Source organism: Vibrio sp. QJM3NY_21 (assembly GCF_057785975.1).
The window spans coordinates 620,969-642,198 of the sequence record NZ_CM173513.1 but is presented as its reverse complement, the minus strand read 5'-3'; the positions used below and the strand labels follow the sequence as shown (position 1 = coordinate 642,198).

At 43.3% G+C, this 21,230-nt stretch carries 17 protein-coding genes; 9 read left to right on the top strand and 8 right to left on the bottom strand.

Features of this window, described 5'->3' with window-relative positions; all coding sequences use genetic code 11:
• Positions 1–73 precede the first annotated feature (73 nt).
• Positions 74–1,126, bottom strand: coding sequence for a tRNA preQ1(34) S-adenosylmethionine ribosyltransferase-isomerase QueA (gene queA / locus AC3CID_RS02825; RefSeq protein WP_017092445.1), 1,053 nt, complete (start codon positions 1,124–1,126; stop codon positions 74–76).
• A gap of 334 nt (positions 1,127–1,460) precedes the next feature.
• Between queA and AC3CID_RS02820 the strand changes: the two genes are divergently transcribed.
• Positions 1,461–1,904: a CBS domain-containing protein gene (locus AC3CID_RS02820; protein ID WP_065206952.1), complete on the top strand. Its 444-nt coding sequence runs from the start codon at positions 1,461–1,463 to the stop codon at positions 1,902–1,904.
• A 275-nt stretch (positions 1,905–2,179) separates the two neighbouring features.
• Positions 2,180–4,120, top strand: a complete 1,941-nt coding sequence (locus AC3CID_RS02815) for a HAMP domain-containing methyl-accepting chemotaxis protein (protein WP_171311376.1) — start codon at positions 2,180–2,182, stop codon at positions 4,118–4,120.
• A 111-nt stretch (positions 4,121–4,231) separates the two neighbouring features.
• Here AC3CID_RS02815 and AC3CID_RS02810 read toward each other — a convergent pair whose 3' ends face one another.
• A complete protein-coding gene (locus AC3CID_RS02810; protein WP_004735078.1) occupies positions 4,232–5,137 on the bottom strand; it encodes a hydrogen peroxide-inducible genes activator in 906 nt (301 codons plus the stop codon).
• Positions 5,138–5,346: 209 nt separating this feature from the next.
• Between AC3CID_RS02810 and AC3CID_RS02805 the strand changes: the two genes are divergently transcribed.
• From AC3CID_RS02805 to AC3CID_RS02785, 5 genes are all read left to right on the top strand, one after another.
• A complete protein-coding gene (locus AC3CID_RS02805; protein WP_004735077.1) occupies positions 5,347–5,955 on the top strand; it encodes a peroxiredoxin C in 609 nt (202 codons plus the stop codon).
• A gap of 320 nt (positions 5,956–6,275) precedes the next feature.
• The gene (locus AC3CID_RS02800) at positions 6,276–7,028 is read left to right on the top strand and encodes a copper homeostasis protein CutC (RefSeq protein WP_488527269.1); all 753 of its coding nucleotides are present in this window, start codon (positions 6,276–6,278) and stop codon (positions 7,026–7,028) included.
• A 92-nt stretch (positions 7,029–7,120) separates the two neighbouring features.
• Entirely contained in the window at positions 7,121–8,050 is a 930-nt protein-coding gene (locus tag AC3CID_RS02795) for a LysR family transcriptional regulator (protein ID WP_488526914.1), read from the top strand.
• A gap of 124 nt (positions 8,051–8,174) precedes the next feature.
• Positions 8,175–8,732, top strand: coding sequence for a porin family protein (locus AC3CID_RS02790; protein WP_488526913.1), 558 nt, complete (start codon positions 8,175–8,177; stop codon positions 8,730–8,732).
• 165 nt (positions 8,733–8,897) lie between these two features.
• A complete protein-coding gene (locus AC3CID_RS02785; RefSeq protein WP_488526912.1) occupies positions 8,898–9,389 on the top strand; it encodes a hypothetical protein in 492 nt (163 codons plus the stop codon).
• 9 nt (positions 9,390–9,398) lie between these two features.
• Here the strand turns inward: AC3CID_RS02785 and phoU are convergent, their stop codons facing one another.
• The 4 genes from phoU to AC3CID_RS02765 all read right to left on the bottom strand — a co-directional run bounded on the left by phoU (position 9,399) and on the right by AC3CID_RS02765 (position 15,028).
• Positions 9,399–10,097 carry a phosphate signaling complex protein PhoU gene (phoU, locus tag AC3CID_RS02780; RefSeq protein ID WP_488524714.1) on the bottom strand — a complete coding sequence of 233 codons (699 nt, stop codon included), beginning with the start codon at positions 10,095–10,097 and terminating at the stop codon, positions 9,399–9,401.
• Positions 10,098–10,172: 75 nt separating this feature from the next.
• A complete protein-coding gene (gene pstB, locus AC3CID_RS02775) occupies positions 10,173–10,991 on the bottom strand; it encodes a phosphate ABC transporter ATP-binding protein PstB (RefSeq protein ID WP_004735071.1) in 819 nt (272 codons plus the stop codon).
• Positions 10,992–12,701, bottom strand: coding sequence for a phosphate ABC transporter permease PstA (pstA, locus tag AC3CID_RS02770; RefSeq protein ID WP_488527268.1), 1,710 nt, complete (start codon positions 12,699–12,701; stop codon positions 10,992–10,994).
• 110 nt (positions 12,702–12,811) lie between these two features.
• Positions 12,812–15,028, bottom strand: coding sequence for an ABC transporter permease subunit (locus AC3CID_RS02765; protein WP_237299846.1), 2,217 nt, complete (start codon positions 15,026–15,028; stop codon positions 12,812–12,814).
• Positions 15,029–15,237: 209 nt separating this feature from the next.
• Here AC3CID_RS02765 and ppk1 point away from each other — a divergent pair, with 209 nt between their 5' ends.
• Positions 15,238–17,334: a polyphosphate kinase 1 gene (ppk1, locus tag AC3CID_RS02760; protein WP_488526911.1), complete on the top strand. Its 2,097-nt coding sequence runs from the start codon at positions 15,238–15,240 to the stop codon at positions 17,332–17,334.
• The gene (ppx, locus tag AC3CID_RS02755; protein ID WP_488526910.1) at positions 17,325–18,836 is read left to right on the top strand and encodes an exopolyphosphatase; all 1,512 of its coding nucleotides are present in this window, start codon (positions 17,325–17,327) and stop codon (positions 18,834–18,836) included. Before ppk1 ends, ppx begins: the two co-directional genes overlap by 10 nt.
• Positions 18,837–18,925: 89 nt before the next feature.
• On the opposite strand, the gene AC3CID_RS02750 is transcribed toward ppx, so the two are convergent.
• Positions 18,926–19,903, bottom strand: coding sequence for a PstS family phosphate ABC transporter substrate-binding protein (locus tag AC3CID_RS02750; protein ID WP_065206961.1), 978 nt, complete (start codon positions 19,901–19,903; stop codon positions 18,926–18,928).
• Entirely contained in the window at positions 19,900–21,198 is a 1,299-nt protein-coding gene (phoR, locus tag AC3CID_RS02745) for a phosphate regulon sensor histidine kinase PhoR (RefSeq protein ID WP_237299852.1), read from the bottom strand. Before phoR ends, AC3CID_RS02750 begins: the two co-directional genes overlap by 4 nt.
• Positions 21,199–21,230 lie beyond the last annotated feature (32 nt).

Below are 21,230 nucleotides of genomic sequence, written 5' to 3'. Positions count from 1 at the left end.
GACACCCTGCCCGACTCCTAGCTTACTGCTAGCACCCGTAAATTCTGCTTATATCGTTTATAACCAGCTAAAATTAGCTCGTTTTCTTATTGATGAACATCGCATCACCGTAGCTGAAGAAACGGTATTCGCTCTTCACTGCGTGATCGTATGCGCCCATCACATTGTCATAACCAGCAAATGCACTCACCAACATGATCAGTGTTGATTCTGGTAAGTGGAAATTGGTAATCAAGCAATCCACCAACTGGTATTCATAACCAGGGAAGATGAAGATTTCTGTGTCACCAAAGAAAGGAACTAACTCAGTGCCATTTTTCAATGCATCTTGAGCCGCACTTTCTAGTGAACGCACAGAGGTTGTACCGACAGCGATAATGCGTCCGCCGCGAGCTTTTGCTGCTGCAACGGCATCAACCACTTCTTGCGGTACTTCAACGTACTCTGCGTGCATGTGGTGATCGTTAATATTATCTACTTTTACCGGCTGGAACGTGCCAGCACCAACGTGAAGCGTCACGTAAGCAAACTCGACACCTTTTTCTTTCATGCCAGCCATTAGCTTGTCATCAAAGTGAAGGCCTGCTGTTGGCGCTGCAACCGCACCCGGCTTTTCATTATAGACAGTCTGGTAGCGCTCTTTATCTGCATCTTCATCAGGACGATCGATGTAAGGAGGCAGTGGCATGTGACCAACACTGTTAAGAATTTCTAGAACGCTTTGATCGGAAGTGAAATGGATTTCAAACAACGCATCATGACGCGCTACCATTTCAGCTTCATACTCATCATTCTCACCAAGGAACAACTTCGTGCCCGGCTTCGGTGATTTAGAACAACGAACATGCGCAAGAATGCTTTTCTCATCGAGCATACGCTCCACTAGCACTTCAAGCTTACCGCCTGAGGCCTTGCGACCGAATACACGAGCAGGAATCACGCGAGTATTATTAAAAACAACAAGATCGCCTGGCTCAACCAAGTCTAAAACGTCTTTAAACGAACCATCAGCTAGGTTACCGCTGTTGCCATCTAATTTAAGCAGGCGGCTTGCTGTGCGTTCCTCTTGAGGGTAGCGAGCAATGAGTTCATCTGGTAGGTCAAAGTGAAAATCTGAAACTTGCATGTTTGTAGTCTTGTCTTAGTTGATGAGATTTGTGCTGTTGACGAATAATAAATCATGGTTGCAGATCAATCGTTACGGTAAGTCAATCGTTACCAGAAACACATCACAAACACGACTAAAAATTTCGCAGTGGGCTAGTATAGGCACACGAGCCGCAATAGCAAGGTTTACAGCACTGGATTATTGTAAAGAGGCGTAAAATAGTGCTACTGATTCACCACCTCAAACTAAAGAATTAGTTGCATAAAACTCACCCAAGAATGCGTCAGATCTCAGTTATTTTTTGGATAAAAAACTATAGTAATAGCAACAAATAAAAAAGAAGGAGGTTCGTATGATCAAGGTTGAAGATATGATGACTCGCAACCCTCATACCCTATTGCGCTCACACTCACTTGCCGATGCTAAGCACATGATGGAAGCGCTTGATATCCGCCATATTCCGGTCGTTGATTCCGACAGGCAACTACTTGGCGTCGTCACACAGCGAGACGTTCTAGCCGCTCAAGAATCCAGCCTGCAAAACATCCCACAAGCTCAATCTTTTACTCTTGCCACTCCCCTCAACGACATCATGCACAAAAGTGTTATGTCAGTAGAGCCGCGTGCTGGGTTAAAAGAATCGGCTATCTATATGCAGAAGCACAAAGTGGGCTGTTTACCTGTCGTAGAAAATCACGAACTAGTAGGCATTATCACCGACAGTGATTTCGTCACGATAGCGATTAACTTATTAGAGCTACAGGAAGAAGTCGAGCCAGAAGAAGCGGAAGGTTAATCAAGGTTGTTTTACCCGCTAACCCCCTAGAGCCTTTCAATCCAAGGCTCTTTACATGCCCAACTCTCACATATTCACTGTGAAACTCACCACACCCTTCATTTCTTCTTAGAGACCTGTTCCAAAAAATAAGCATCTCAACAAACCTATCTGACTTATTGTTCTTACATATGAGAATGTAAGACTCTAATTAGATTTATTGATATATCTATCGTTTGGATAATGTAAAAATTTGTTAACAATAAAAACAAACTGCCTTTCTGGGAATGATACTTATGAGTTTAAAGAAATTGCTGTCCTTGGGTTTTGGCGTGATTCTTGCGCTAATTTTGGTTATTTCAGTCGTTGCTTCATTGCGCTTTTATCAATCTAGTCATGGGTTTAATACCTATCGTTCTCTTGCATTAACCAGTGTATCCACTGGCCGAATCCAAGCCAACATATTGGAAGCTCGTTTATCTGCATTAAAATATATAAAGAACCCTGTTGCATCGCATGCTTCAGAACTCAATAAGCGCATCACAACATCAATTCAGTTGATTGACGAAGTATTGGACGCTCATATTGACGACCTACATAAAAATGAGTTTTTAGCGATAGAGAAGCAGCTTAAACAATACAGCCAGGGCTTTAACCAGGTTGTGCAACTGGTCAATACTAGGAACAACTTAGTTAAAGAAAACTTAGATCCATCAGGTCTTAAGATGCGACAAGCAGTGACTAACTTGATGACGCAAGCTTCTGCTGAAGAAGATTTAGAAGTTGCTGTCAGTTCAGGGCAACTTCAACAACATGTGTTGTTATCACGATTGTATGCTTCTAAATTTTTGACTAGCAACAAAATAGAAGATGCTCAACGAGCTCAAAAAGAGTTTGCGTCCGCCACATTTCTCGTAGAAACCATAGAATCTCAATTGATGTCAGCCGAGCAAATTCGTTACTTAGCTGATTTTAATAATGCCTTTAAAACCTACCGAGTCACTTTTTCAGAAGTTGTTAACACGATAAAGGAACGAAACAACATCGTTTCTGGAACCCTTGATATTGCAGGTAGCAATGCGGCGAAAACAATTGAAGAAATAAAGCTATCTACCAAGTCACAACAAGACTCTGTAGGACCAAGCATGGTTGAACGATTTTCAAATGCTCAATTTATCTTAGGTGCTCTTTCAATTATTGTTATCGCGATTGCCCTTGGCATTGCCATCTCGATTTATCGTAGCGTCTGGAAAGTCGTAGGGGGAGAGCCTAGCGATATTCAAGCAATTGTAGAGGAAGTCGCTTCCGGTGACCTTTCAAAACAGATTCCAATAACAGGTAAAGAAACGGGTATATACGCAAACATTTTAGAGATGCGCCAAGAGCTACGTCGTATCATCGATGGTTTCCACCAAATTTCAGACAATGTTTCAGCGGCTTCAGTCGAGTTAACGGCCGTGATGAGTCAAACAGAAGGGAATGCTCAACAAGAACTGAGCCAAATGGAGCAAATAGCAACAGCCATCAATGAACTTTCTAGTACTGCGAATGAGGTTAGCCATAATGCAGCTAGTGCTGAGAACGCGGCAACGGGTGCAACTTCCAATGTTAAAAAGGGCGGCGTTTCACTCGATGCCTCAGATGATATATCTCGCAAGGTTGAAGACTCAATCGAAGAGACATCAAATATCGTAAATCAACTGCAAGAATACTCGGTAGAGATCGGTACTGTTATTGAAGTGATCAACTCCATCTCTGAGCAAACGAACTTGCTAGCACTCAACGCAGCCATTGAGGCCGCACGAGCTGGTGAGCAAGGGCGTGGTTTTGCTGTCGTTGCTGATGAAGTTCGTTCTCTGGCGGCTAAAACACAACAATCAACGGTCGACATTCAAGAGATAATATCTCGACTTCAAGCGCAAGCGAAAGATGCCAACCAGTTCATGCAATCTAACCTTTCCCTAGCCGTCGAATCTCGTAATTATAGTGAGCAGCTTAGAACGGCATTTGCATCAATTACGGAGTCTGTTGGCCTGATTTCAGATATGAATACACAAGTAGCAACAGCATCTGAAGAGCAATCAGGAGTCACACAGGATATTTCACAAAATGTTTCTTTGACCTTTGATATCGTTCACCAAAATGTCTCAGGAATCGAACAAAGCAAACAAGCAAGTGAGGAGCTATCTTCATTAGCAGTGAAACAAAAAGACTTACTGAGTTTTTTCAAAATCTAACGCTGTAAATAAATTTCCAACGCCACATTTTGTGGCGTTTTTCTTCTCAAATGAACAGACAAAAAGAGCAGCTAAAATAGCCGCTCTTTTTGTTTTGATGTTCTAGTTTTTTTATAACAACTCAGACACCACATCCGCTAACTGATGGAATGTCTCGAGACGCGAAGAGCTCGGGCGCCATACAAGGCCGATATCTCGGTACGCTTGCTGACCAGGAGGATCAATAACCACTAGGTTTTGGTTTTCCAATAAGCCGTGATCGATAGCCATCTGCGGAATAAAGGTGGTTCCTAAACCATTTGCTACCATTTGCACCAATGTGTGGAGGCTTGTGGCTGTGAACGGATTTATCTTCTCTTTATCGGTTAACTTACAAGCTGATACCGCGTGCTCGGTTAAGCAGTGCTCGTTCTCTAGCAAAAATACAGACTCATCTGGCAAGTCATCGTATTTAATCGGAACACGAATGCCATCTGCTTGATTACGACTGATCACCATTCTGAACGGGTCTTGCCCAACAACTTTACTCTCCATGTTGTCGATATCGACAGGCAGAGCCAGAATCAGCACATCTAACTCACCATGACGTAATGCAGCCAATAAGTTAGTCGTCGTGTCTTCACGTAACAGTAAGTTCAACTGAGGAAAACGATGATTGGCTTCTTGAACCAAATCACACAGAAGAAATGGCGCAATGGTAGGGATACACCCGACTCTTAGCTGCCCTTGCATCGCATCCCCATTACACAAGTTTCCAAGTTCGACAAGATCTTGCCCTTTCGCCAATAGCTCTCGACCGTGCTTAACCACCAGCTCACCCGCTTGAGTGAAAACCAATGGGCTCTTTTTATCTTTCTTCTCATAAAGAGGACAACCAATCAGCTCTTCGAGGTTTTGAATACCTTTACTTAGCGTAGATTGACTGACGAAACAGCGATCCGCAGCATCGCTAAAATGACGGGTTTCGTGAAGGGTAACAAGATAGTGAAGCTGCTTAAGACTTGGCCATTTATTCATGAAATTACTTTGTAATATGAGTAGGATAATTTACGTAAAGGTCAGTAGACCTAAGGACTGGACAAAGATTAGGCTCATCGCTTTTTTCGATTAACTTAATCTATTTAATTCGCTTTTTTCTATAGTACCGATTGTACTATAGTTTGTCCCGTAGAAACGGAGCCCAAACAAAGATGTGTTGGGCCAACTAATTTTTTAGGAGATTCCAAATGGTACTAGTAGGTCGTCAAGCCCCTGACTTTACTGCAGCAGCTGTTCTAGGTAACGGTGAGATCGTTGATAACTTCAACTTCGCAGAATTCACTAAAGGTAAGAAAGCTGTAGTTTTCTTCTACCCACTAGACTTCACTTTCGTTTGTCCTTCAGAGCTAATCGCTTTCGACAACCGTCTAGAAGATTTCCAAGCTAAAGGCGTTGAAGTAATTGGTGTTTCTATCGATTCACAATTCTCTCACAACGCATGGCGTAACACTGCTATCGCTGATGGCGGTATCGGTCAAGTTAAATACCCTCTAATTGCTGACGTTAAGCACGAGATCTGCAAAGCATACGATGTTGAGCACCCAGAAGCAGGCGTTGCTTTCCGTGGTTCTTTCCTAATCGACGCTGACGGCCTTGTACGTCACCAAGTAGTTAACGATCTTCCACTAGGTCGTAACATCGACGAAATGCTACGCATGGTAGATGCACTAAACTTCCACGAGAAGAACGGTGAAGTTTGTCCTGCACAATGGGAAGAAGGCAAAGCAGGTATGGACGCATCACCAACAGGTGTTGCAGCGTTCCTATCTGAGCACGCTGACGACCTAAGCAAGTAATTACCTCTTAAGCCCGAACTCAACACGGGTTAATGGTTGGAAGACTCTCTATAAAGAGAAATAAAGCATAAGCTAATAGCGCAAAGCGCACCGCCAATCAGTTAAGAAGTAAAGTCCTATTAAAAGCCCGAAGTTAACGCTTCGGGCTTTTTTCATATCGATTCGACGGCTTTTCATTTCCCCTAAGCTCCCTCAGCATCACTTAATTGAGGTAGTTACAAAAACAAACTTTGCCCCTATTTTCCTCTGCTACCACCTATTCATATCCGTATCTAGGTTGCTATGATTTCATCAGTATCTTTTTTAAACGGATAAACATGATGAACATCGAAATTGAAGTCTGTATCGATAACTTAGAATCTCTACACAACGCGCTGTCTGGTGGCGCGAATCGAATTGAGCTTTGCTCTTCATTGGCACTTGGCGGGTTAACTCCAAGCTTCGGAATGATGAAACAAGCGGCAAAAATTTCGTCCGTTCCTGTCTACGCGATGATACGACCAAGACAAGGCGACTTCATTTTCGATAATGACGATATGCTATGTATGCTTGAAGATATTGAAGCTTGTGCAAGTGCTGGGTTGGATGGAGTCGTACTTGGTGTATTAGCGCCGAACGGAAGTATTGATATGCCAAAAATGCATCAACTGGCTGACAAAGCGCACTCATTGAAGCTTGGAATGACGTTTCATAGAGCCATTGATCAAAGCTCTGATTACCAAACAGCATTAGAACAGGTCATCACACTTGGATCTGAAAGAATCCTAACATCAGGGCTTGCTGCTAATGCTGAGCAAGGCATCAATGTGCTCGCAGATATGGTCAAACAAGCCGATGGCAGAATCGACATCATGGCTGGGGCTGGCGTCAACGCAACAAATGCGAAAATGATTCAAAGCACCACCCAAGTACCTGCACTTCACCTTTCAGGTAAATCGACAAGACCAAGTCTAATGGAAAGCAACTCAAGTGCTCAAATGGGCAGTGATGATATTGATGATTATCAGATCCCCGTGACTGATGCGAATAAGATATCCGATGTAAGAGCTGCCCTCACCGCTTTAGGACAATAGTCGCTACCAAAAATCGAAGAGAACCACACTGACTAATCTAACTGACTGACGTATATTAGATTAAATAGCACAGAAAATTTTCATGGATAGATATGGCTAAAGACTTATTCAGCTCTCTTGATTTAAACCTGTTACGAACATTTCTTATTGTTTATCAAGAAAAAAACACCAGAAAGGCTGCGGAACGTTTATTCGTTTCTCAGCCAGCGGTTAGCCAAGCCCTACAAAAGCTAAGACACCACTTCAACGACGACCTTTTCGTAAAGGTTCATGGAGGCTTACAACCTACGGCATTTTCAGAGCAGCTCACGAATCAAATCAAACCGTTCATGGACGGTCTATCTATCGCGATTAATACATCGAACGCTTTTGACCCGAAAGAGATTGATTACACGTTGAAAATCGCCCTATCTCCAGTGGTGCTTTCTTGTCTGTCTGGCTCACTTTTTAAAGATATAAGAGCACAAGCACCAAACGCTAAATTAAAGCTTGTTCCATGGTCAAACTCGTCTGTCTCAGATATACAAAAAGATGAGGTTTTGATGGGAGTAAGCTACCTGGGAGAAAAGACAAGTAAAGAAGTCTATACAAGGCAGCTCATTGAATTAACAGGACGTATATTTGTTAGGAAAGAGCACCCTTTAAAGCAAGACACCATAACTCCATATGACATGGCAGGGTACGAAATCGCATCATTAGTAACACCAGGTTGGAATGACAATTTTAGCTTGGCGTCTCAGATTTTAACTGACCTCTCCATCGAGCATAGTATCGGTTTTCGCAGTGAGTTGGTCATGGCTCTGATCGACGTCATTCAACATACTGATATGTACATGCCCCACTCCAACCTTTTCCCAGTAGAAAACTATCCGACATTACGCGGGATAGATGTCTCAGTCGACGGAAAAACGCTGAAGACTCCGGTCTACAGTTATTTGCACGCAAAGAATCGAAACTCACCTTTAACCAACTGGCTGTTTGACATCATACAGCGAGCTCTATTGGCTCAGAATAATAAGTAAAAATTATCAGTGAAATAAAAACAGCTACTTAGCCTAAAAGTAAAACACGGTTTAATATTAGCTCTATCAAAACGGATACTGAACTACGAAGGATCGTGCAGTTAAACCCTAAATAGAGACTAATATGAAAATTGCACTTACTACCCTTATTTCAGCTTCACTTCTTTCTGTTCCTGCTCTTGCTCTTGCAAACAACTTTGACAGCCAACACCGTGTTGGTATCGGTTACAACAAAACTCAAGTTGCCGACTGGCTAACAGACGACACTGTTGATTGGGGTAACGGCATCAAACTTGAATATGGTTATGAGTTTAACCGTATCGTAGGTATTAACGTTTCTTACGCAACTAACAGTGACGATGAAAGCGTTGAAGGTTTCAAAGCTGAAGTCGATGGTTACAAGTTCCAAGTTGACGCTGACATCGGTTATAAATTTGAATTAGATGGCTTCTCTTTGAAACCTTATGGTGTCCTTGGCCTAGCACGTCAAAGCGAAGATAATTCAATTAGCATCGTTGATCACAAGTGGACTGAATCATACAACGATACCAGCTTTGTTATTGGTTTAGGTGGTCGAGCTGAATTCGGACAACACCTATACACTGACATGCGCTTTGAATTCGCGAGTTACGATGACGTAGATTACGACACATTCTCATGGACTGTCGGTTACCGTTTCTAATTAATAGAAAAAGCTAGCGTCTACGCTGGCTTTTTATGATCAATCATTTCCTTGGTTTAACACCTTATCCAGGCTTTGACCGCCTTCGAGCGAAAGTTCTAAAGCCAATCTATTCAAATCAAAATTCATTGCAGCCAAGGACGGCTAATTTCTCTAGGTATTTTTATGAAGATAAAGTCTCCCCTGCTTTTAATTACCGTCCTTTCTACTTCCGTTTCAGCAAGTGGTCTTCACCTATCTCCTGAAGTAAAAATCGGCGCTTATCATGGTTTTGGGATCCAGGCGGGTATTACTGATGTTGCAAATCTAGGCGCCATTTACCTAAGCTACTCTCATCTTTGGTATGACAGCGATCGATATGATGAAACGGTTGATGCGTATCGTGTTGGTATCCAGAACATGTTTGGAAGAAACCAAATCCATGGCTTTCAGGCTGAAATTGGTGTGGCAAGTTATGATGGAACGAAAACACGCTCAGGTGAAGTAGAAGAGAAGACAGCACATGGTTTAAGCCTAGGCGGTGCCTACGTGTACCAAGCGACACCAATGCTTGGGCTACGTGCTGGTGTTGATATGAATATTTTTGATCACAATAAGACGTTCGTGCCTTACGACACAACAATCAACCTTAACCTTGGTGCAATTATTCGATTCTAAAGTTAATACCTACTTCAGTGCGTCATCTAGGCTTTGATCACCAAGGTGGCGTACATCTTTACCCTTCACAAAGTAAATAATGTATTCACAGATATTTTGGCAACGATCTCCCACTCGCTCAATCGCACGGGCTGACCACATCACTTGTAGGATATTGGGGATGTTCTTAGGATCTTCCATCATGTACGTCATCAACTGACGAATGACGGCCTCGTATTCCGCATCCAGCTTATCATCAAGTTTATGTACTTCTGCCGCAGCATCGACATCCATACGAGCAAAAGCATCTAATACTTGATGCAACATAGTAATTGCCTGACGACACAATGGCTCTAACGAGACGTGAAACTTTTGCTCTTTCGTAGAAGGGATCTCAATCGCACCCTGTGCGATTTTAGAAGCCACATCGCCAATACGTTCTAGATCAGTAATGGTTTTGATGATCGCCATAATCAAACGCAGATCTTTGGCAGTCGGCTGACGCTTAGCAATAATACGAGTACATGCTTCATCGATTGAAACTTCCATCGCATTCACTTTATGGTCGTCACGAATTACTTTTTTGGCCAGTTCCGAGTCATCTTTATGAAGCGCTTGCATCGCAAATGACAACTGCTGCTCTACCAATCCACCCATAGTTAATACGTGTGTACGGATAGATTCTAATTCGACATTAAACTGTCCTGAGATGTGGCGACCAAAATGCATGTCAGCTCCTTAAAAGAAATGAATAAAGTCGTTTATTTCAGAGTGACTTAGCTCTAGATAGCGCGAACTTAAACGTTAGCCGTACCTACCTGTAATGTAGTCTTCCGTTTGATTTTTCAATGGCGAAGTAAATATAGAATCAGTATCTGAGTACTCGATCAACTTACCCATATGGATAAAAGCGGTGTGGTCACTCACACGAGCTGCCTGCTGCATGTTATGAGTAACAATAACAACGGTGTATTGAGTCTTAAGTTCGTTGATCAACTCTTCAATCGTCAATGTCGAAATCGGATCGAGTGCCGATGTTGGCTCATCCAATAACAACACTTCAGGTTCGATGGCAACCGCACGAGCGATAACCAAACGCTGCTGTTGACCACCCGATAAACCAAAAGCGTTTTCATGCAAACGGTCTTTCACTTCATCCCACAACGCCGCGGCGCGCAGAGAGCGTTCAACTGCATCATCAAGATCTCGGCTGTTGCTCACACCTTGCAACCTCAATCCATAAACCACATTCTCATAGATAGATTTAGGGAAAGGGTTTGGACGTTGAAACACCATGCCGACACGACGTCGTAAAGTCGCGACATCCACCTTAGGGTGATACACGTTCTTACCATGAAGCTTCACTTTTCCTGAAACCTTACAGCCTTCAACAAGATCGTTCATGCGATTAATGCAGCGCAAAAGAGTCGACTTACCACAGCCAGAAGGGCCGATAAAAGCCGTCACCTGCCCCTTAGGGATCTGCATTGAAATATCATCGAGTGCTTGGCTCTCTTTATAATAAAGATTCAGCCCTTCAATCGAGATAGCAATTTGCTCATCCTTCAGGTTGTGAACATCAAGTGGTGCTTGGTAACCCAAGGTTTCATTAATCGAGAACATTTAATCTTGTCCTAAGGTTCGGTATTTTTCACGCAAGTTATTACGGATATTAATGGCTGTTAAATTCAGTCCAACGATAACCGTAACCAATAAAAATGAAGTCGCATACACTAAAGGTCGTGCCGCTTCGATATTAGATGTTTGAAAACCAACATCGTAGATATGAAAGCCTAAGTGCATGAACTTTCTCTCTAAGTGTAGATATGGGAACTGACCATCTACAGGTAAGCTTGATGCTAGCTTCACAACACCTACCAGCATTAATGGAGCCACTTCCCCCGCAGCTCTCGCGATGGCCAATATCAACCCCGTGATAATCGCAGGGCTTGCCATCGGTAAAACAATACGCCAAAGGGTCTCAAACTGAGTAGCACCAAGCGCCAATGAACCATGCCTCACCGAGCTAGGGATACGCGTTAAGCCCTCTTCCGTTGTTACAATAACAACGGGCAATGTTAATACCGCCAAGGTCAATGCAGACCATAAAAGACCTGGAGTACCAAATGTCGGTGCTGGCAATCGCTCTGCATAAAACAAAGAATCGATAGAACCACCGATGGTATAGACGAAGAAACCTAAGCCGAATACGCCATACACAATCGACGGTACACCCGCTAAGTTAATTACAGCAATACGGATCAAACGAGTCAGTGCGTTGTTTTTTGCATATTCATGAAGATAAATAGCAGCAACGACACCAAGTGGCATCACTACGATCGACATGAGAATAACCAGCAACACAGTGCCGAAGATCGCAGGAAACACCCCACCTTCAGAGTTTGAGTCTCGTGGGTTTTCAGATAAAAACTTCCAAACTTGCTTGCCCCAATGCCCAACCTTTTCAAGATAAGACATATTATTCGGGTACCAATAATCCAAGATATGACTGAGCGAAATTTCAACCTGCTCTCCTGTCATATCTTCCACCAACAAGCTTTCGACATTGAGCTGTGTTCTAAGATGCTCAAGCTTTACTTCTGCTTCCGCTAACTGGCGATTTAGTTCCAGTTTAGTTTGAGTATAAGTTTTAAGGTATTCATCGCTCACTGACTCATTGAGTTCAAGCTTACGTTTTTCTAAGCGCAGATTTTCCAATTGCCAACTGATATTGCGGATTTCTTGGTTCACAACACGCGACGTTTCTTTACGTAACGTATCAGCGAACGCCAAGCCTTGTTCGAATTTTTGGTCTATGTTCGAATCAAAGGTGCCAGAAGCGGTTTTAAAACCAACCGGTTTACCAAAGAAATAACCACCTCGACTTCGTTCAATCACAATCCAATCAAGCGGAGTTGTTGGTTCTCGTAAGTTAACATCCAGAATAGAAACAAAGTCCGCAGGGTACAGTTCTCTGTTGGCGACTTTGATACTTAAGCGCTGAATTAGTCCCGTCGACAAATTTTGAGGCGACAAGAGGTCGTGTACTTGTGGAACTTGCTCTATCGGGATGTATTTACGTTCATATAACTGACCAATCAATACATCTTGCTTTGATACCGTTTCGTCAAGATCGACCACTAACGACAAATCTTTGGAGTCGACTTGCCATTGATACAAAGGAGCTGGCCAAAAATAGGTTAAACCCTTCCAGCCAATCAACAGCATTAGGCCAAGAACAGAGAGCATACTGATGCTCACTGCACCGCCCGTAAGCCAAATCCACGGAGAGCCTGATTTAATCCAAGACAATAATGACTTCAGTTTATTCATCATGAACGACCTTGCTCTGACGTGCTGAACCCAAGAAAGAGCCAACTTCGTGAGATACGCTAATCAAACAGCTAACAGCCATTGATAGAGATTGAGGTGAACCTTTAAAACTACAGCGCACGATATTTATCTCTCAGTCTTTGTCTAACCCACTCAGCAACTGAGTTCACCGCGAATGTAAAGATAAACAGCAAGAGTGCAGCCAAGAACAGCAAGCGGAAATGAGAACCGCCCACCTCAGATTCTGGTAATTCAACAGCAATCGTTGCCGATAACGTTCTCATCCCTTCCAAAATATTCCAGTCAAGAATTGGGGTGTTACCTGTAGCCATCAAAACGATCATGGTTTCGCCAACCGCTCTCCCAAGTCCCATCATAACTGCTGAAAAAATACCTGGGCTAGCCGTTAATAACACCACATAGATAAGTGTCTGCCACGCCGTCGCTCCCAAAGCCAGTGAGCCATCGGATAAATGTTTTGGCACAGAGAAAATAGCGTCTTCTGCAATCGTGAAAATGGTAGGGATGACAGCGAAGCCCATAGCGAAACCAACCACCAGCGCATTACGTTGATCAAAGTCGATGCCATAGCTAGCTAAGAAGGTACGAATATCACCGTCAAACAACAAGGCTTCAATGCTGTGTCCACCAGCAAATACAGCGACCACGGTAATCATCAATACCGGAATCAATATCAAGGCGTGCCAACCATTAGCGAAGCGGCTCGTCACCATCTTCGGCAAACAGTACCAAACAAGTCCAGTCAACAATGTGCTCAGTGGTAACAACACCATTAATGAGAAGACTGCCGTTAGATGCGTTTCGACAATTGGAGCAAACCAAAGCCCAGCCAAGAACCCTATGATAACGGTCGGAAGAGCTTCCATCAGTTCTATCGACGGCTTCACGACTCTTCGCATTCTTGGAGACATAAAGTATGCGGTGTAAATGGCTCCGAGCACAGCAACTGGCACGGCAAACATCATCGCAAACAGAGCGGCCTTGATGGTACCAAACGTGATAGGGACTAAACTGAATTTTTCTTCAAAGTCATCGTTCGCCGACGTTGATTGCCAAACGTATTGCGGCTCTGGGTAGCTTTCGTACCAGACTTTTTGCCAAAGCGATGAGAATGATATTTGCGGATATTCGTTATCGACCTTAGCCACACTGATGGTGCCATCAATCAACGTAGCCAGATGCAGTTCGTTGGCAGACATAGCCGCTAATTGTGGTGACTTATCAAATGCGCGCTCGAACAGCGACAGCTTTTCACTGGTCGTATAGTGGCTTTGTAATGTGCCGTTCTTATAGAAACTATAAAAACCTTTTCTATAAGTATCGGGCAGAATAAATTGCACTTGTTCAGCAAGTTGGAAGTCTCGAATATGGGTCAGGCTACGCTTTTCATCTTTGAGTACATCAAACCACTGAGAAACCTGTCCGTCCTCATGCGTAACCAACAGTGAATAAGCTCCAGACAGTAAATCGATACTTTTCACCGAGTGCTTTGCATCATTCAAGCTAAGATCAATCACTTCACGAACATTGAAGCCGCTATCTGATAGCTTTAATATCACTAAATCCGATTGTGCTCGGAGATATAAGGTTTGACCATCAGGTGTGACTAACAACTGTTGCTGTAAACCCAACTTATCCGACAACCATTGTCTCTTTTGAAAAACATACTGACCAGTAAGATCACTCTGGTACCACTTAACCAAAACTCGTTGATCGCTTAACTGAGCGGCAACCGTGATACCACGTCCATTCTTAGAGAACGCGAATTTTTCGATTGTTGCTCCGTTTGATGATTCATCATTTAAAAATGGTTCAGGGAGATCGATTTGCTCAATTTTAGGATCGGCTTCACTACCCTTTTGCAGCACGGGCGCACTATACTCAGGGTAGAAAAAGGTAAGGTTGCTTACGCTATCGGCAAAGGCAAACCAATTTTCAGATGGGGTATTTCGAGAAAAAGCGATGGGGTTAGCTAAAACACTACGCTCAAAGTAAGAATGTGTATTTTGAGACTCTAAATCCCAAAACTGAACCAAACCGGATTTTTCGATAGTAAACGCATGCTGACCGTATTCATCTACGGATAAGGCGATAGGCTTTTCTACAGCAACGGTCTTCACGACTTGGTCAGTCTCTAAACCAGTATCAGAAAATACCGGTAAAATGACCATCGCCAAGTAAACAAAGATCAGCACCAGAGCAGCTAGAACACTGACTGCACCACATGTCACCGAAAAACGGACGAGACGATCTTTCAACCATCTTTTTTTGTCGCGCTCTTTCAATGAAAATTGGGCTGAAGCCATCTGTTTATCTACCTTTTTTTAGCTACTGACATAATATGTACGTTAGATGACAATTATATTACAAGTTACGTTAAACAACTGAAACTAATAACAAGTTTGTTGACCATATTTCTTCAAGTAAGATCATAAATTTTGTGAATTTTGTGAATTTTGTCATTCTAAATTAAAGTAATCAGCTCTATAGCCAGCACTCAAGGATTATCATCTCGATGGAAAAAGACTATGTCACAAAAGAACTTAGCTGGTTATCCTTCAATGAAAGAGTGCTCCAAGAAGCAGCCGACAAATCAGTACCCTTAATCGAAAGAGTTCGTTTTTTAGGTATTTACTCGAAAAACCTCGATGAGTTTTACAAAGTCCGATTTGCTGATGTGAAACGAAAGATCTTACTTCAAGATCCTCAATTGCCTGCCAACTCGCAGAAAGCTCTGCTAACTCAAATGCAGAGCAAAGCAAGTAAGCTCGATGCTCGATTCCATAAATTGTATAGCGACTTACTATTGGAACTGGCGCGCAATCGTATTTTTCTGGTCAACGAACAGCAAATCAGCGAAGAGCAAAGTGAGTGGATCAAAAAGTATTTTAAGAAAAAAGTGCTTCCACATTTAACTCCGTTTCTCTTGAACGAAGATAGCCAGTTGCTCAATATTATGAAAGACGAGCAAAGTTACTTAGCCATCGACATTGAGCGAGAGACATCTTCTCAATACGTGTTACTCGAAATTCCATCAGAAGCCCTCCCTCGGTTTGTTAAGCTACCGGAAGCTTCTGGTTCACAGCGTACGACTTTGATCTTGTTAGATAATATAGTTCGATTTTGTTTAGATGACTTGCTCAAAGGGTTCTTTGAGTATGACTCATTACGTTGTTTTGCTATAAAAATGACGCGTGACGCCGATTATGACCTTCAAGAGAACAATGAAAGCAGCTTATTAGAATCTATGTCTTTAGGTTTAGAACAGCGCTTAACGGCACTACCGATACGCCTTATCTATGAGTCAGAAATGCCAGCTGAAATGCTCAGTTTCTTACAAGTCAGACTAAAACTATCTGACTACGACAGTGTTATCGCCGGAGGTCGCTATCATAACTTCAAACATTTCTCTGAGTTCCCAAGCCTTAATCGACGTGATTTAGTTAATCGTCCACTACCCGCGATTAAGTGCGCGCATTTCAGTCACTACCCAAACTATTTCGAAGCGATCAAAGCTCGTGACATCTTGTTGCATTACCCTTATCACACCTTTAATCACATTACTGAACTCGTGAGGCAGGCTTCCTTTGACCCGAAGGTAACCTCTATAAAAATAAACGTTTACCGTGTTGCAGAAGGCTCAAAACTCCTTAGTTCGATCATCGATGCAGCACACAATGGTAAGAAAATAACTGTCGTCGTTGAGCTGCAAGCCCGCTTTGATGAACAAGCCAATATTCAGTGGACAAAGAAACTGCAAGAAGCCGGTATAAAAGTCATCCATGGCATCCCAAGTTTGAAAATCCACTCTAAGCTGCTGCTCATTAAACGGAAAGAAGGCAAGCATACGGCGCATTACGCTCATATTGGCACTGGTAACTTTCATGAAGTAACAGCGCGCGTGTATACCGATTTTTCTCTGCTCACTGCGAATGAAGATTTGACCCAAGAGGTGAGACAAGTCTTTAAGTATATTGAAAACCCTTATCAAAAATCACAGTTCAAACAACTGATTGTGTCACCAAAGAATACAAGGAAACGCCTGTATCAGTTGATAGATAATGAAATACAAAACGCGATAGAGAACAAGCCAGCAAGCATCACTCTAAAACTCAACAATTTGGTCGACCGAGAGATCATTGAGAAGCTCTATCAGGCCAGCCAAGCCAATGTAAAAGTGAGAATGGTCATTCGTGGTATGTGCTCTCTCGTACCGGGAGTCTCCAATATCAGTGAGCAAATTGAGATTGTTAGTGTGGTCGATCGTTTTCTCGAACACCCAAGAGTGATGATCTTTGGTAACGCAGGAAAGCCGAAAGTCTATATATCCTCAGCTGACTGGATGACGCGAAACTTCGATCATCGGATCGAAGTCGCCACTCCAATCTTAGATCCAAAGATCAAGCAAACCATTATCGATATCACCGAATTTCATTTCGATGACAGCAACAAAGCTCGAGTGCTAGACCAAGCGATGAGCAACCCTTACATCGAAGCACCAGCAAACCAACTCGAATACCCTACGTCACAACTCTCCACTTACCACTATATTAAACGTATGGAGAAACTTGCTCGCAAGAAGTACAGACAAGAGAAGAAATCATGCCGCTAATTGATAACAAACATTCTCGATGTATTGCCGCTATCGATTTAGGTTCGAACAGCTTTCATATGGTGGTTGCCCGAGTATTCGATCAACACCTGCAATTAGTCAGCAGACATAAACAGAAAGTGAGGTTAGGCGATGGGTTGGATGAGCGTAACTTCTTATCCGAAAGCGCTATCGAGCGGGGATTGGAGTGCCTCAAGGTATTCGCAGAACGACTAGCGGATTTTGAACTTGATGATGTCAGAGTCGTCGCGACTCATACCCTAAGAAAGGCTAAAAATACCAAAGACTTCTTAGAGCAAGCTAAACCATTGTTTCCTTTTCCAATAGAGATCATCTCAGGTCAAGAAGAAGCTCGAATTATCTATAACGGCGTAGAGCACACTCAAGCCGCTTCCGAGTCCAAATTAGTTATTGATATCGGTGGCGGGAGTACCGAAATCGTCGCAGGGCAAGGCTTTACACCCCAAATAATGCGTAGCTTACCGATGGGATGCGTCAGTTTTACTCAGCGCTTCTTTGCCGATGGAGGGCTGACATCACAGCACTTCTCCGATACTTATGTCTCTGCTACTCGCCTGTTGATGCCATTAATTGAAGAATACAAACAAATCTCTTGGGAAGTTGCCTTTGGCTCATCAGGGACGGCTAAATCAATAAAAGAGGTACTCATTGGCTTAGGGTTCACCGATGGTCTCATTACGCCGCAACGCCTATCCTATTTGAAGAACCACTTATGTGAATTTCCATCATCTAAGGGATTAGACCTTTCAGGTTTAAGTGATGAAAGAAAGCCGGTGTTTGCCGCTGGTGTCACCATTCTTTCAGCAGTTATGGATATGCTCAACATCAATGAATTGCATTTCTCCGATAGTGCCTTAAGAGAAGGGGTTCTTTATGACATGGAAGATCGGTTTAAAGATATTGATGTTCGAACAAGAACCGCCGAAACGCTTGTCTCTCGATACCATGTTGACATAGTTCATGGCCAGAAAGTCAAAGCACTCGCCCTTTCATTACTGAAACAAGCGCAACCTCAGGTGAGTACTGCGGTAAATAATGAACTTTATGATCTAATTGGATGGGCTGCATTGCTTCATGAAGTTGGACAAAGTATCGCATTCCAAGGTTATCACCGTCATTCAGCTTCTCTGCTTAAACATACGACTATGCCCGGTTTCAATACTGAGCAGCAGCGTCTGATCTCAACATTAGTTCGCTATCAAAGAAAAGCGATTAAGCTTAGTTACTTACCGGATCTCACGCTATTCAATACAGGGCAGGTAGCGTTGTTAATTCGAATACTGAGGATAGCAATCCTGCTCAATCGACAGCGAAGCCAATCGCCAATACCGAATGTAAAATTAACCATTGAGCAAGATGAGAATTGGTGTTTAGAAGGAGATACCATCGACTGGTTAGCTGAAAATCAACTGCTTGATTATGAACTCAAAGAAGAACAACGACGCTGGCAAGATGTTGGGTGGTCGTTGAAGCTTGAATGATGCGCCGACAAAATAAAAACAGCCTGCGGCTAGCAAGCTGTTCATACGTTAAGTTTATACGTTAAATTTCTACGTTCATAGTACCTAAATTAGAGTCCGATTTTTGCCAACTCTTGCTCAGCAAACTCTGACGGTATCGCTAAATAACCATCTTTCTCTACCAGTTCTTGCCCTTGCTTTGAGAACACAAAAGTGAGGAACTCTCTTTCAACAGGAGAAAGTGGTTTATCTGGGTGCTTATTCACATACACATAAAGAAAGCGAGATAGAGGGTAATCACCGCTCAAGATATTTGTTCGAGTCGGCTCTACATAATCAGAACCATACTCTGCGATAGGAATTAACTTAACACCGGCCACTCGATAACCAATACCTGAGTACCCTATCCCGCTGATTGATGAAGCGACCGACTGTACAACCGACGCAGATCCTGGCTGTTCATTGACTCGGTTTTTGAAGTCGCCACTACATAATGCGTTTTGTTTGAAGTAGCCGTAGGTTCCCGAAACGGAATTACGACCGAACAGTTGGAATCTATGTTTTGCCCATGGCTGGCTGATACCTAAATCTTGCCAATTATTTAGCGGCTTAGTCGCGCCACAGCGCAATGTCTCTGAAAATATGCTGTCAATTTCGCGAAAATTAAGCCCCTCGATAGGATTATCACGATGTACAAAAAGACCAATCGCGTCGATAGCAACTCGAAGCGCCGTCGGCTTATAGCCATGCTCCCTTTCGAACGCTTCCACTTCTCGTAGGCGCATTGGACGACTCATAGGCCCAAGGTGAGCAGTACCTTCCGTTAATGCAGGAGGTGCAGTGGATGATCCAGAAGCCTGAACTTGAGCATTCACGTTCGGGTAGTAAGACTTAAACTCTTCAACCCATAACGTAGTCATTCCCGCTAAAGTATCCGAACCGACAGACAACAAGCTGCCAGAAATGCCCGGAACCTTAGAATAATTAGGAAGAGAATCGACACCTTGTTCGGCATGAACAGGGTTGGCCAAAGTAAACGCTAATAATGAGCAGACTGGCAAACGCATACTGCGTATCAAACAACTCATGATACTGTCAATCGATTAGGTAGTGTGAAATGGAATCGGCTACCAACGCCAACTTCACTTTGAATTTCTAAATGTGAATCATGGTGACTAAGCGCATGTTTCACAATCGCGAGTCCAAGACCACTACCGCCAGTATCGCGTGAGCGTGCTTTATCAACACGATAGAAACGCTCTGTAAGTCGATGCAAGTGTTGTGGTTCGATACCGTCTCCAGTGTCTGACACATCCAAACACGCACCTTGACTGGTTTGATACCAACGAACCTTTACGGTCGCACCCGGCGGCGTGTATTTCACTGCATTGTAAACCAGATTCGATATCGCACTTCTTAACTGATCTTCATCCGCTAATACGCGTAAGCTCTTATCAATATCAAATTCCAGCTTGTGTTCTCGCTCTCCACTGAGACTAGCGGCTTCTTTTTCAAGAACTTCCAACATCGCCGGAACGTTAACCACTTCATCCAATTCATGCATTGGCGCCGCTTCTATCTTAGAAAGAGTAAGAAGCTGATTGACCAAACTGTTCATGCGATTCAATTGCTCAGTCATCACACCATGAGCCTTAGGCCACATAGGTCCAACGACCATATCTGGATCTTCCGTCATTTCAAGATAGCCCTGAAGTACAGTCATTGGAGTGCGTAGCTCGTGAGAAACGTTAGCGAAAAAGTTACGACGCATGCCTTCCAGTTGTTTTAGCTGGGTAACATCACGTACTACCATCAAATGCTCACCTTCAGTGTAAGGCACGATACGCAGCTCAAGCATGCGCTCCACGTTAAGTGGCGAAGGCATCTCTAACGGTTCTGAAAAGTCTTGTTTATTAAGATACTTGATGAAGTCCGGCGTGCGGATCAAGTTAGAGATCGGTTGACCTGAATCGTCTGGCCAGCGAAAACCCAGTAAATACTGAGCAAGCTTGTTACACCAAACAATATTGCCTTCACCGCGAAACACCACAACGGCATCGGGAAGGGATTCAGCACCGTTTCTGAAACGGCGGATAAGGTTGGTCAATTCTTTGCGCTTACGACGCTGTCTCTGCTGCATACGATAGATACCGTTAAACAGAGACTCCCAGTTTCCAGAGCCAGAAGGGGGTGTTAACCGCTTTTCATCCCACAACCAAGCAGACAAACGCATTTGATAGTGTAGATGCCATGCTAACTGTAATACTGTTGCAGCCAGCAATAACCAAGGTAAATAACCGAATATCCATCCGACTATAATCCAAGGTGCGTAAAAAAAAGCCAGCTCCCAAGCTAGCTTTTTCCAGGTTAACTTCTCAACCATTCAGGACTCCATAAACTGGGCAGTGAAGCCAC